Annotated in this window: 9 protein-coding genes; 5 read left to right on the top strand and 4 right to left on the bottom strand. The window is 71.0% G+C overall.

Annotated features, from left to right (window positions below; all coding sequences use genetic code 11):
* The first annotated feature begins 53 nt into the window (after window positions 1-53).
* The 3 genes from ABT294_RS38320 to ABT294_RS38310 all read left to right on the top strand — a co-directional run bounded on the left by ABT294_RS38320 (window position 54) and on the right by ABT294_RS38310 (window position 6,150).
* The gene (locus tag ABT294_RS38320) at window positions 54-2,192 is read left to right on the top strand and encodes an elongation factor G-like protein EF-G2 (RefSeq protein WP_350811323.1); all 2,139 of its coding nucleotides are present in this window, start codon (window positions 54-56) and stop codon (window positions 2,190-2,192) included.
* 207 nt (window positions 2,193-2,399) lie between these two features.
* Complete coding sequence (locus tag ABT294_RS38315) at window positions 2,400-3,965, top strand: glycoside hydrolase family 10-like protein (RefSeq protein WP_350811322.1); 1,566 nt, start codon at window positions 2,400-2,402, stop codon at window positions 3,963-3,965.
* Window positions 3,966-4,086: 121 nt separating this feature from the next.
* Window positions 4,087-6,150 (top strand): hypothetical protein, encoded by a 2,064-nt coding sequence (locus ABT294_RS38310; RefSeq protein ID WP_350811321.1) that lies wholly within the window; start codon window positions 4,087-4,089, stop codon window positions 6,148-6,150.
* Here ABT294_RS38310 and ABT294_RS38305 read toward each other — a convergent pair.
* Entirely contained in the window at window positions 6,106-6,636 is a 531-nt protein-coding gene (locus tag ABT294_RS38305) for an HIT family protein (protein ID WP_350811320.1), read from the bottom strand. The genes ABT294_RS38310 and ABT294_RS38305 overlap by 45 nt on opposite strands.
* A gap of 94 nt (window positions 6,637-6,730) precedes the next feature.
* On the opposite strand from ABT294_RS38305, the gene ABT294_RS38300 reads away from it, so the two are divergent.
* Window positions 6,731-7,453, top strand: a complete 723-nt coding sequence (locus ABT294_RS38300) for a PIG-L deacetylase family protein (protein ID WP_350811319.1) — start codon at window positions 6,731-6,733, stop codon at window positions 7,451-7,453.
* Between the two features lie 120 nt (window positions 7,454-7,573).
* Here ABT294_RS38300 and thrS read toward each other — a convergent pair whose 3' ends face one another.
* Genes thrS through ABT294_RS38285 form a run of 3 tightly spaced genes read right to left on the bottom strand, consistent with a single transcriptional unit; the run spans window position 7,574 to window position 11,132 of the window.
* On the bottom strand, window positions 7,574-9,538 hold the full coding sequence (gene thrS / locus ABT294_RS38295) for a threonine--tRNA ligase (RefSeq protein ID WP_350811318.1): 1,965 nt from the start codon (window positions 9,536-9,538) through the stop codon (window positions 7,574-7,576).
* A gap of 46 nt (window positions 9,539-9,584) precedes the next feature.
* Complete coding sequence (locus ABT294_RS38290) at window positions 9,585-10,190, bottom strand: glycoside hydrolase family 25 protein (protein WP_350811317.1); 606 nt, start codon at window positions 10,188-10,190, stop codon at window positions 9,585-9,587.
* 30 nt (window positions 10,191-10,220) lie between these two features.
* Window positions 10,221-11,132, bottom strand: coding sequence for a TIGR03564 family F420-dependent LLM class oxidoreductase (locus ABT294_RS38285; protein ID WP_350811316.1), 912 nt, complete (start codon window positions 11,130-11,132; stop codon window positions 10,221-10,223).
* A 109-nt stretch (window positions 11,133-11,241) separates the two neighbouring features.
* Between ABT294_RS38285 and pgm the strand changes: the two genes are divergently transcribed.
* On the top strand, window positions 11,242-12,879 hold the full coding sequence (pgm, locus tag ABT294_RS38280) for a phosphoglucomutase (alpha-D-glucose-1,6-bisphosphate-dependent) (RefSeq protein WP_350811315.1): 1,638 nt from the start codon (window positions 11,242-11,244) through the stop codon (window positions 12,877-12,879).
* The last annotated feature ends 1 nt before the right edge of the window (window position 12,880 follow it).

The following is a 12,880-nucleotide window of genomic DNA, read 5'->3' as shown; positions in this document are numbered from 1 at the left end:
CACCCTCCGCGACGGACGCGGCGTTGGACCAACCGACGACGCGGGAGGCGGATGTGGCGGAGAAGAACCCGGGCGGTGCCATGGGAGCCGCGGGCAGGGCACCAGCGGCCGACAGGGCGGATGCGATACGCAATGTCGTGCTGGTCGGCCACTCAGGAGCGGGGAAGACGACGCTCGTCGAGCAGTTGCTGGCCTCGACCGGCACGATCCAGCGGGCCGGACGGGTGGAGGACGGCAACACGGTCAGCGACTTCGACGAGGTCGAGGTGCGGCAGCAACGGTCGGTCAACCTCTCGCTGGCTCCACTCGTGCACAACAGCATCAAGATCAACCTTCTCGACACCCCCGGCTACGCCGACTTCGTGGGCGACCTGCGCGCCGGGCTGCGCGCCGCCGACGCCGCCCTGTTCGTGATATCCGCCTCCGAGGGCATCGACGGCCTCACCCAGATGCTGTGGGAGGAGTGCAGCCAGGTCGGCATGCCCCGAGCCGTCGTCATCACCAAGATCGACCACCAGCGCGCCGACTTCGACGAGGTCCTCGCCGCCTGCCAGGACGTCTTCGGCGACGGCGTCGCCCCGCTCTACCTGCCGGTGATCACCAACGGGCACGTCAACGGCCTGATCGGGCTGCTGACGCAGAAGTTCTACAACTACGCCACCGGCACCCGCACCGAGAAGGAGCCGGGCGCCGAGTACGAGTCGCAGATCGAGGAGCACCGCGGCGTCCTGATCGAGGGCATCATCCAGGAGAGCGAGGACGAGTCGCTCATGGACCGCTACCTCGCAGGCGAGCCCATCGACACCAAGGCCCTCATCGAGGACCTGGAGAAGGCCGTCGCCCGGGGCAGCTTCTACCCGGTCTTGTGCAGCGGGCTCGGCGTGGGAGCGGCGGAACTGCTCGAACTGGTCACCCAGGGCTTCCCCTCCCCGCTCGAACATCCCATGCCCGAGATCACCAGCGTCGACGGCAAGCCCGTCCAGGGCATCGCGTGCGACCCCGACGGCCCGCTGGTCGCCGAGGTCGTCAAGACCACCAGCGACCCGTACGTGGGCCGCATCAGCCTGGTCCGCGTCTTCTCCGGCACGCTGCGCCCCGACATGACCGTGCACGTCTCGGGGCACGGCCTGGCCGACCGCGGCCACGAGGACCACGACGTCGACGAGCGCATCGGCACCCTGACCAGCCCTCTGGGCAAGCAGCAGCGCGCCACACCCAAGGGCATCGCGGGCGACATCGTGGCCGTGGCCAAGCTCGCCCGCGCCGAGACCGGCGACACCCTGTCGGACGTCGAACGCCCGCTGCTGATGACCGCGTGGACGATGCCCGACCCGCTGCTGCCCGTCGCGATCCAGGCCAGGTCCAAGGCGGACGAGGACAAGCTGTCGCAGGCGCTGAGCCGCCTGGTGGCCGAGGACCCGACCCTGCGGCTGGAGAACAACGCCGAGACCCGTCAGCTCGTCCTGTGGTGCATGGGCGAGGCGCACACCGACGTGCTGCTCGACCGCCTGTCCAAGCGGCACGGCGTCGAGGTCGAGCGCGTCGACCTGCGGGTGCCGCTGCGCGAGACGTTCGGCGGCAGATGCCAGGCGATGGGCCGCAACGTCAAGCAGACCGGCGGGCACGGCCAGTACGCGATCTGCCACCTCGAGGTCGAGCCGCTGCCGTCGGGCGGGGGCTTCGAGTTCGTCGACAAGATCGTCGGCGGGGTGGTGCCCAGGCAGTTCATCCCGTCGGTCGAGAAGGGCGTGCGCGCCCAGATGGAGCGCGGCGTCGTCGCCGGCTACCCCATGGTGGACGTGCGGGTCACGCTCTACGACGGCAAGGCGCACTCGGTCGACTCCTCCGACATGGCCTTCCAGATCGCCGGCCAGCTGGCGCTGAAGGAGGCCGCGTCCAAGGTGCCGACGCTGCTGCTCGAGCCCGTGGACGAGCTGTCGGTGCTGGTCGCCGACGACTACGTGGGCTCGGTGATGTCGGACCTGTCGTCGCGGCGCGGACGGGTGCTCGGCACCGAGCCGGTCGGCACCGGGCGCACCCTGGTCAGGGCCGAGGTGCCCGAGCTGGAGATCACCCGCTACGCCATCGACCTGCGGTCCATGTCGCACGGCACCGGCACCTTCCAGCGCACGTTCCTGCGCTACGAGCCGCTGCCGTCGCACCTGGCCGGCAAGGTGGCGGTCGCGGACTGAGCCGCGGCGCTGAGCCGGGAGCCCTCCCCTCCCGGCTCAGCCGCCCGGCCACCCCGGGACGCGCCTTCCCGCGCCTTCCCGCGCCTTCCCGCGACGGCACATCTGCCCCTCGGGGCTCGGCCGCCTCTTACGTCACGGTGATATCACGAACACATTTCTTTTTTTCGTCCGGACCATGCCCTAGCGGATGCCACACTGGTTGGCATTATGCGAACCGGACGCGCCTTCCTCGCCGCCGCCGCACTCGCGGTCCTCACCACCGGCGCCGCCTACGTCTTCGGCCCCACCCAGGTGGAGGGCACGGCCGCTGCCGCCAAGCCCAAGAAGGAGACGGCGGCCGACCCCGAGGCGTCCTGCACCGCCGACGCCCGGTACCCCAAGCGCCAGCTGCGCGGCGTCTGGATCGCCACCGTGCAGAACACCGACTGGCCCTCCCGTACCGGGCTGGGCGTCGACAAGCAGAAGGCCGAGTACGGCAAGCTGCTCGACGCGGCCGTCGCGCGCAACTTCAACGCCGTCTACGTCCAGGTGCGTCCCGCCGCCGACGCGATCTACAAGTCGCCGTACGAGCCGTGGTCGCGCTTCCTCACCGGCACCGCGGGCAAGGACCCGGGCTGGGACCCGCTGCCGTTCCTCATCAGTGAGGCGCACCGGCGCGGGCTGGAGTTCCACGCCTGGTTCAACCCGTACCGCGCGTCGTACGACGCCGACGTCGCCAAGCTCCCGGCGAACCACCCCGCCAGGGAGCACCCCGACTGGATCGTCAAGTACGCCGACCGGGCCTACTTCAACCCCGGCCTGCCACAGGTCCGCGAGCACGTCATCAAGGTCGTCAAGGATGTCGTGAAGCGCTACGACGTCGACGGCGTCCACTTCGACGACTACTTCTACCCGTACCCGTCGGGCAACGCGACGTTCGACGACGCGGCCGCCTTTACAAAGTACGGCAAGGGGAAGAAGCTGGCGGCCTGGCGGCGCGACAACGTCAACAAGCTGGTGGCCAAGGTCAGCGAGGCCGTCCACGAGACGAAGCCCTACGTCAAGTTCGGCATCAGCCCGTTCGGCATCTGGCGCAACAAGTCCGACGACCCGACCGGCTCCGACACCTCCGGCATGTCGGCCTACGACGTGATCTACGCCGACGCCCGCGCCTGGATCAAGGCGGGCACCGTCGACTACGTGATCCCGCAGCTCTACTGGCCGCGCGGCTTCGCGGCGGCCGACTACCGGGCGCTGGTCGCCTGGTGGGCCGGCGAGGTCGAGGGCAGCGGGGTCGACCTCTACATCGGCCAGGCCCTGTACCGGGTCGGCGCGAAGGACGAGAAGGCGTGGCAGCGGCCCGGCGAGCTGGCCGCGCACCTGGAACTGAACCGCAAGTACGAGCAGGTCGCCGGCGACGTCTTCTTCAACGCCAAGCTGCTGCTCAGCGACCCGCTCGGCTCGATGGGCCGGGTCGCGAAGCAGCACTACGCCCGTCCCGCCCTGCTGCCGCTGATCAAGGGGGTCGAGGGCGCGGCCCCCGCCAAGCCCGCCGGTGTGCGGGCGCAGGGCACCACCCTGTCGTGGGCCCCGTCCGACGGAGCCCACTCGTACGCCGTCTACCAGGTGCCGAAGTCGGGCCCCGACTGCCAGTCCACCGACAGCCGCAACCTGGTCGCGGTGGTCACCAGCCCGTCCTTCGCGGCCAAGACGCCCGGCACGTACCTGATCACCTCTCTCGACCGTGCGCAGCACGAGAGCAAGCCGGTGAAAGCGAAGGTCGATCCCGTCTGATCGGCTCGCCAGGTCGCACGCTCCGTGTCCCGGGTCATGAGACAGTAGTCGGGTCCAGTGGACCAGGGCGTGATCTTGTCCTACCGTGCCACGGGCAATCGTCGATCACGGGAGGTCTTGGGTGAGGCGCGCGCTGATCGTGCTGGCCGTCCTGCTCAGCCAGATGCTGTTCGCCGGAACGCCCGCGCAGGCGGAGACGGCCGGCACGCGGGTGGCGCTCATCGGCGTGCCCGGGCTGCACTGGAACGACATCACCCAGGCCGACACGCCCAACCTGTGGGAGCTGGCCAGGTCGAGCGCGATCGGGTCGCTGTCCGTCCGCACGGTCGGCAGCCTGACCTGCCCGTACGACGGCTGGCTGACCGTCTCGGCGGGCACCAGGTCCGCGTCCGGATACAGCTGCGGCGCGCCGCCCATGCCTGAGCAGCAGGGCGCCGGCGCGGTCATCCCCGACTACCGCTACCTGATCGACGTGGCGGGCCAGCGCAACGCCGGCACGCTCGGCGAGGCGCTGAAGGCCGCCGGGCAGTGCTCGATCGCGATCGGCCCCGGCGCGGCGCTGGCGCTGGCGGGGCGCGACGGCGCCGTCCCGCGCTACCACGTCTCGCCGCTCCAGGTCCGTACTGCCGACCTGGAGCAGTGCCCGATGGTCGCGATGGACGTCGACGACCTCATCCGCCCCTACCTGAGCAGCGGCAGCCTGCCCCGGGTGCCCGACCAGCTCGGCCCGAAGGAGCGGCGCGACGCGCTGCGACTGGCCGACGCCAAGGCGGGCGCGCTGCTGTCGATCCTGCCGCAGAACACCACGGTGCTGCTGGCGGGCCTGTCCGACCACGGGTCGGTCCCCCACCTGCGGGTGGCGATGATGCGCGCGGCCGGAGCGCAGGGCCGGCTGCTCGGCGCCGCCTCGACCCATCGCGAGGACATCTCGATCCTGCCCGACCTGACCGCGACGACGCTGACGCTGCTCGGCGTGCCCGTGCCGCAGACGGTCGTCGGCGTGCCGCTGCAGGCCGGCGAGCACGGAGCGACGTTCGACCGGCTCCAGCGCGCCGACGCGACCGCGCAGACGATCCGCTCGGTGAAGGGCATCTACTTCACCGTCGTCGCCGTGCTGCAGGTCCTGTTCTACGTGATCGCCTTCCTGCTGCTGCGCCGCCGCAAGGGCCTGCCCTGGGTGCGGCTGGCGGCCGTCGCGCTCGCCGCGCTGCCGGTCGCCAGCTACCTGGTGAACCTGCTGCCGTGGTCCACCCTGACGGGCCTGATCGCGGGCGCGCTCGGCTGCATGGTGGCCATCACGGCCGTGGCCTTCGCCGGGCCGTGGCGGCGCAGCCCGCTCGGCCCGCTCGCGGTGGTCGCGAGCGTCACCGCGCTGACGCTGGCCGGAGATCTGCTGACCGGCACCACGCTCCAGCTCAACAGCGTCATGGGCTACAGCGCCGAGGTGGGCGCCCGCTACTACGGCCTGGGCAACATCCCGTTCGCGCTGCTGGCCACCGGCACGCTGCTGGCCACCACGGTGATCGCGCACCGCTGGCCGGGCAGGCTCGGCGTGGCCGCGGTGGTCGTGCTCGGCGCGTTCGCCATGGTGCTCGGCGGGTCTGGGATGGGCAGCGACTTCGGCGGCGTGATCGCCTTCGTGCCGGGTATCGCGGTGACCGCGCTGCTGGTGGCGGGCAAGCGGGTGTCGATCGTCAAGCTGGGAGCGTTCTGCGTCGCCGGAGCGGTGATCGTGATGACGTTCGCGGTGATCAACTACCTGCAGCCGCCCGACAAGCAGACCCATCTCGGCCGGTTCGTCGGGCAGGTGCTCAGCGGCGAGGCGTTCGAGGTGATCTTCCGCAAGCTGAACGCGATGTTGGCCACGCTGCTCAGCCCCAACCTGATGCCGATCGTGATCGCGGCCGTGGCGTTCCTCGTCTACGCGATCCTGCGGCCCGAGCAGGCGTCGGCCGGGGTGGTGCCGGCCGCGTTCCGCTACTCCCCCGCGCTGCGGGCCGGGCTGATCGGCACCCTGGTCAGCGGCGTCATCGGGATGCTGGTCAACGACTCGGGGGCGGCCGTGCTGTCGATGGCGCTGGCGCTGGCCGTGCCCCTGCTGCTGTCGGCGGGCATCGCGGCGCTGCCGCGCGAGCAGGGCTCAGCGCCAGGCGTCGGCGAGCAGCTGGCGCGTGTCACGAAGTAGCTCGGGCAGCACCTTGGTCTGGGCGACCACCGGCATGAAGTTGGTGTCGCCGCCCCACCGGGGCACCACGTGCTGGTGCAGGTGCGCCGCGATGCCCGCGCCGGCCACCTCGCCGAGGTTCATGCCGACGTTGAAGCCCTGGGCGCCGCTGGCCTCGCGCAGCGTGCGCACCGCCTTCTGGGTGAACTCGCCCAGTTCCGTCAGCTCGGCGAGGTCGAGCTCGTCGTAGCCGGAGACGTGGCGGTAGGGCACGACCATGAGGTGGCCGGAGTTGTACGGGTAGAGGTTGAGCACCGCGTAGACGACCTCGCCCCTGGCCACGACCAGGCCGTCCTCGTCGGTCATCTTGGGGATGGCGTCGAACGGGCACCCGTCGCCGGGGCCCGTGCCGGTGGGCTTGCCCTCACCCTTGATGTAAGCCATCCGATGAGGAGTCCACAGCCGCTGGAAGTTGTCGGGGGACCCGGCTCCTGCCTGATCGTGCATATCTAGCAGCATAGGGCCAGGACGGGCGCCGCCCTCGCGCGAACCCCGCGTCGGCCGCCGCCCGTCACATCCGACGGCGGTCTAGGGTGGGCGCATGGCGGAGCAGCTCGAACCGATGCCGGAAGACTGGCAGCGCGCCCTGGCGATCGTGGCGCACCCCGACGACCTCGAATACGGCTGCGCGGCGGCCGTCGCGACCTGGACCGACGCCGGGCGGGAGGTGACCTACCTGATCGTCACCCGCGGCGAGGCGGGCATCGACACGCTGGAGCCCGCGAAGGCCGGGCCGGTGCGGGAGCGGGAGGAGCGGGCGAGCGCCGCCGTCGTCGGGGTGACGGGTGTGGAGTTCCTCGACCACGCCGACGGGGTGATCGAGTACGGCGCCACGCTGCGCAGGGACCTCGCCGCCGCGATCCGCAGGCACCGTCCGGAGCTGGTGATCACGCTCAACCCCGACGACACCTGGGGCGGCACGTACTGGAACACCCCGGACCACCGGGCGGTCGGCAGGGCCGTCCTGGACGCCGCCGGAGACGCGGGCAATCGGTGGATATTTCCGGATACTGACGCGGAGCCGTGGAACGGGGTGCGCTGGGTGGCCGTCGCGGGCTCGTCCGAGCCGACCCACGCGGTGGACGTCACCGACGGCCTGGAGCGGGGCGTGCGGTCGCTCGTGGAGCACCGCACCTACATCGAAGCCCTGACGGACGAGGCCCCGGAGGCGTACGCCCGTTCCCTCATCGAAGGCTTCGCCGAGCAGGCCGCCGAGCGGTTCGGCGGCCGCCCCGCGATCGCCTTCCGCCTGTTCCCACGCTGAGCGCCGCAGGTCGGCGGCGCGGGTGAGCGCTCGCGCCGAAGGCCGTGATCCCGGGCGCCTTGCGCGCCGCCACGGGCGCGGCGGAGCGGCCCGGCGTGGGCTGCTCCGCCGTGCGGTGTCTCAGACCTGGACGCGGTTCTCCACCGCGTTGACGATCTCGGCGATCGCCTCGTCGACGGGGACGCCGTTCTTCTGCTCGCCGTTGCGGTAGCGGAAGGAGATCGCGCCGTTGGCGATGTCGTCGTCGCCCGCGAGCAGCATGAACGGCACCTTGGCCTTCTGCGCGTTGCGGATCTTCTTCTGCATCCGGTCGTCGGCCGCGTCGACCTCGACCCTGATGCCGCGCTCACGCAGCTTCTTGGCGACGTCCTGCAGGTACGGGGCGTGCGCGTCGGCGATCGGGATGCCGACGACCTGCACGGGGGCCAGCCACGGAGGGAAGGCGCCCGCGTAGTGCTCGGTGAGCACGCCGAGGAAACGCTCGACCGAGCCGAACAGCGCCCGGTGGATCATCACCGGAGTCTGCCGGCTGCCATCGGCCGCCTGGTATTCGAGGCCGAAGCGCTTGGGCTGGTTGAGGTCGAGCTGGATGGTGGACAGCTGCCAGGTGCGGCCGATCGCGTCCTTGGCCTGCACGGAGATCTTCGGTCCGTAGAACGCCGCGCCGCCCGGGTCGTCGACCAGCGCGAGCCCCGACTCGGTGGCGACCTGGTGCAGCGCCGCGGTGGCCTCATCCCACTCGGCCGGGTCGCCGATGAACTTGTCGGAGTCGTCGCGGGTGGAAAGCTCGAGGTAGAAGTCCTCCAGGCCGAAGTCACGCAGCACGCTGAGCACGAACCTCAGCAGCGACTTGATCTCATCGGCCATCTGCTCCCGGGTGGTGTAGATGTGCGCGTCGTCCTGCGTCATGCCGCGCACCCGGGTCAGCCCGTGCACCACACCCGACTTCTCGTACCGGTAGACCGAGCCGAACTCGCAGAGCCGCAGCGGCAGCTCGCGGTAGGACCGCCCGCGCGCCCTGAAGATCAGGTTGTGCATCGGGCAGTTCATCGGCTTGACCCGGTATTCGATGCCCTCCAGCTCGAACGCCGGGAACATGTCGTCGGCGTACCAGGGAAGATGCCCCGACGTCTCGAACAGCGACGACTTGGTGATGTGCGGGGTGTTGACGAACTCGTAGCCGGCCTCGGCCTGCCGCCGGCGCATGTAGTCTTCCATCTCCTTGCGGATGATCCCGCCCTTGGGATGGAAGAGCGGCAGGCCACTGCCCAGCTCCGGCGGGAAGCTGAACAGGTCGAGCTCGGCGCCCAGCTTGCGGTGGTCGCGCTTCTCGGCCTCCTCCAGCAGCTTCAGGTACTCATCCTGCTTGTCGCGGGACTCCCAGGCGGTGCCGTAGACGCGCTGGAGCTGCGGGTTCTTCTCGCTGCCGCGCCAGTAGGCGCCGCCGGATCGCATCAGCTTGAAGGCCGGGATGGACCTGGTGGACGGCACGTGCGGGCCGCGGCACAGGTCCTTCCAGCACAGCTCGCCGGTCTTCGGGTCGAGGTTGTCGTAGATGGTGAGCTGGCCGGCGCCGACCTCCACGCTCTCCTCGGCGTCGGCGCCGCCCTTGAGCCCGATCAGCTCCAGCTTGTACGGCTCGCCCGCCAGTTCCGCGCGGGCCTCCTCGTCGGAGACGGCGCGGCGGGAGAAGAGCTGGCCCTGCTTGACGATCTCACGCATGCGCTTCTCGATGCGCTTGAGGTCGTCGGGGTGGAACGGCTGCCGGACGTCGAAGTCGTAGTAGAAGCCGTTCTCGACGGGCGGGCCGATGCCCAACCTGGCGTCAGGGAACAGCTCCTGGACCGCCTGCGCCATGACGTGCGCGGTGGAGTGCCGGACGATGGCCCTGCCGTCGTCGCTGCCGACCTCGATCGGCTCGACCACGTCGTCGTCGGCGAGCGGGTGGGCCAGGTCGCGCGGCTCCCCGTTGACGCGGGCGGCCACGACGGTGCGCCCGTCGGCCTCCAGCGCCTCACCGGCCGTCGTGCCGGCCGCGACCACACGCTCGGCTCCGGCGAGGGTGATGCGTAGCTCGGCTGACACGGTGACTCCCTGGGATAGATACGGCTGTCATGGTGGACAACCGATGCTATCGCGGGTCGAACCCCAGCCTTGTCAGCTCGTGGCGGCTGCCGCGGAAGACGTTCCGGTCGAGCGGGCTGTTGGAGTACTGATGGATCGTCCATCGGCGCCATGGGCTGGGCACGATCGGCTCGCCGCGCGCCCTGGCGGGGCTGGCGATCCACAGCGGGTACTCGCCCAGGCCGGCGCAGTTTCCCGCGTCGGCGAACCACTGGTAGGTGTAGACGAACGGCCGCACGCCGCCGAGCCGCTCGACGTGGTGGCACCAGCGCCGGGCGTAGTCGGCGACCTTCTCGGGCTTGAGCCCGTCGTTGCTCTCCAGGTCGAGCGCCACCAGGTCGCCGCGGCGCAGCCCGCCCGCGGCCCTGATGGTCTGCAGGAAGTGCCGGGCGTGCTCGGCCGGGTCGCCCTTGGGCCTGCCGAAGTGGTACGCGCCGCAGACGATCCAGCTCTCGCGCATGCCGTGCCAGTTCTGCGCGAAGTACCTGTCGGTCCAGCCGTCGCCCTCGGTGGCCTTGGCGAAGGCGAACGCGATGCCGTTGTCGGCGTGGCCCGCCCAGTTGACGGCGCCCTGCCAGTTGGACACGTCGATGCCGTGCAGCAAGCCCTTCACCTCGCCGGAGTGTATTGGGCGTGCTTGCGGTCAGCCCCTCGACGCGCCGGTCAGGAACGCCCGGGTGCGCTCGCGCTCGGCGTACTCGGACGCCACGAAATCGGTCACCCCTGCCCCGGCCAGCTCGTCGAGCTGGGCGCGGACGCTGTCCTCGTCGCCGACGACGGCCACGTCCCCGGGCCCGCCGGCGCCCTCCTTGTCGAGCATCGCCCGGTAGGAGGGCAGCTGCCCGTACACGGAGAAGATCTCGTTGGCGCGGGCTCTGGCGCGATCGGGGTCGTCGGTGACGCAGACGGGCAGCGCGCAGACGATGCGCGGCGGCTTCCTGCCCGCCGCGGCGGCCGCCGCGGTGATGGCCGGGGCGACGTGCTCGGCGACGGTCCTCGGCCCGGTCATCCACAGGACGGTGCCGTCGGCGACGGCGCCCGCGAGCTTGAGCATGCGCGGGGCTAGGGCGGCGAGGAGGATCGGCATGCCCGCGCCGGGCGCGGTGAGGCCGAGGTTCGCCCTGAGGGTCTCGCCGGTGTACTTCACGTGCTCGCCGCGGGTGGCGGGAATGAGGATGTCCAGGTACTCCTTCATGTGCCTGGCGGGCTTGTCGAAGCTGTAGCCGAACATCTGCTCGATGACGACCTTGTGGGACGTGCCGATGCCGAGCGCGAGACGTCCGCCGAGCGCGGCGTTGGTGGTCATCGCCTGCTGGGCGAGCGCGGCGGGGTGGCGCGGGTAGGTCGGCACGACGGCGGTGCCGAGTTCGATGCCCGGCTTGTCGCCCGGCACCTGGCTGCCGGCGACGGCCAGCGCGGTGAGGGCGTCCAGGCCGAAGATGTTCGACAGCCAGGCGGAGGTGAAGCCGTCGTCGGCGGCGCGGCCGATGGCGGCGCGCAGGTCGGCGAACGGCTCCGGGCCCGTGGGTTCGTTGAGCATCAGTCCGAATCGCATGGCTGCCGAACTCCATTCTGGTGGTTTCCGCGAGTGTAAGCCCGGGAGCAGGTGGCGAAGCGTCCGACACGGCGATCTCCGTCCCGGGGCGGATTTGTAGAGTGGCCTCATGACCCACGAACGTGCAGGACAGCCCGCTCAGCCCGCCGACCTGGTCGACGTCGCCAGGCTGGTCACCGCGTACTACGCGCTGCATCCCGATCCGGAACAGGTCGCGCAGCGGGTGGCGTTCGGCACGTCGGGCCATCGCGGATCCTCGCTGAACACGGCCTTCAACGAGGACCACATCGTGGCGACGAGCCGGGCGATCTGCGAGTACCGCGTGCAACAGGGCACGAACGGGCCGCTGTTCCTCGGCATCGACACGCACGCGCTGTCGGAGCCCGCCCGGGTGTCGGCGCTGGAGGTGTTCGCGGCCTGCGGGGTCCAGGTGCTGATCGACACGCGCGACGGCTACACGCCGACGCCCGCCGTGTCGCACGCGATCCTCACCTACAACCGGGGCCGCAGGTCGGGGCTGGCCGACGGGGTCGTGATCACGCCGTCGCACAACCCGCCCGCCGACGGGGGCTTCAAGTACAACCCGCCGCACGGCGGGCCCGCCGACACCGACGCGACCTCCTGGATCCAGGACCGGGCCAACACGCTGCTGGCCTCCGGGCTGGAGGGCGTCACCCGGATGCCGTACGAGAAGGCGCTGGCCGCCGACACGACGGGCCGGTACGACTTCCTCGGCCACTACGTCGACGACCTGCCGTCGGTGCTCGACCTCGACGCGATCCGGTCCGCGGGCGTGCGGATCGGGGCCGACCCGCTGGGCGGGGCGAGCGTCGCGTACTGGGGCGAGATCGCCGAACGGCACCGGCTGGACCTGACGGTCGTCAACCCGCTGGTGGACCCCACCTGGAGGTTCATGACGCTCGACTGGGACGGCAAGATCCGCATGGACTGCTCGTCGCCCTACGCGATGGCCTCCCTCATCGCCTCCCGCGACAGCTACGACATCGCCACCGGCAACGACGCGGACGCCGACCGGCACGGCATCGTCACCCCCGACGGCGGCCTGCTGAACCCCAACCACTACCTGGCCGTGGCGATCTCCTACCTCTACACGCACCGCGACGGCTGGCCGCAGGACGCCGGGGTCGGCAAGACGATGGTGAGCAGCGGCGTCATCGACCGCGTCGCGCGGTCCCTGGGCAGGCGGCTGTACGAGGTCCCGGTGGGTTTCAAGTGGTTCGTCCCCGGCCTGCTCGACGGGTCGCTCGGCTTCGGCGGCGAGGAGAGCGCGGGCGCCTCGTTCCTGCGGCGCGACGGCTCGGTCTGGACGACCGACAAGGACGGCATCATCCTCGCGCTGCTGGCCTCGGAGATCCTCGCGGTCACCGGCACGTCGCCCAGCGAGCACTACAGGCGGCTGACGTCCGAGTACGGCGAGCCGGCGTACGCGCGGGTGGACGCCCCGGCGACGCGCGAGGAGAAGGCCGTCCTGGGCAGGCTGTCGGCCGCGCAGGTGACCGCGTCGACGCTGGCGGGCGAGCCCATCACCTCGGTCCTCACCTCGGCGCCCGGCAACGACGCGCCGCTCGGGGGCGTGCAGGTCTCGACGGAGAGCGCCTGGTTCGCCGCCAGGCCGTCGGGCACCGAGGACGTGTACAAGATCTACGCCGAGTCCTTCAAGGGGCCTGACCACCTGGCCAAGGTCCAGGAGGAGGCCCGGTCCCTGGTGTCGGACGCGCTCTCCTGAC

Origin of the sequence: Nonomuraea sp. NPDC000554 (assembly GCF_040300065.1) — a bacterium.
Classification (GTDB): Bacteria; Actinomycetota; Actinomycetes; order Streptosporangiales; family Streptosporangiaceae; genus Nonomuraea.
Note: the sequence above shows the minus strand (reverse complement) of the source record. Positions and strands in the feature narration are given on the sequence as shown.

What these genes read in the sequence shown, in the direction of transcription:
- pgm (WP_350811315.1), top strand. Translation starts at nt 11,242, where the DNA reads ATGACCCACGAACGTGCAGGACAGCCCGCTCAGCCCGCCGACCTGGTC.
- ABT294_RS38300 (WP_350811319.1), top strand. Translation starts at nt 6,731, where the DNA reads ATGGCGGAGCAGCTCGAACCGATGCCGGAAGACTGGCAGCGCGCCCTG.
- ABT294_RS38305 (WP_350811320.1), bottom strand. Translation starts at nt 6,636, where the DNA reads ATGCACGATCAGGCAGGAGCCGGGTCCCCCGACAACTTCCAGCGGCTG.
- ABT294_RS38285 (WP_350811316.1), bottom strand. Translation starts at nt 11,132, where the DNA reads ATGCGATTCGGACTGATGCTCAACGAACCCACGGGCCCGGAGCCGTTC.
- ABT294_RS38315 (WP_350811322.1), top strand. Translation starts at nt 2,400, where the DNA reads ATGCGAACCGGACGCGCCTTCCTCGCCGCCGCCGCACTCGCGGTCCTC.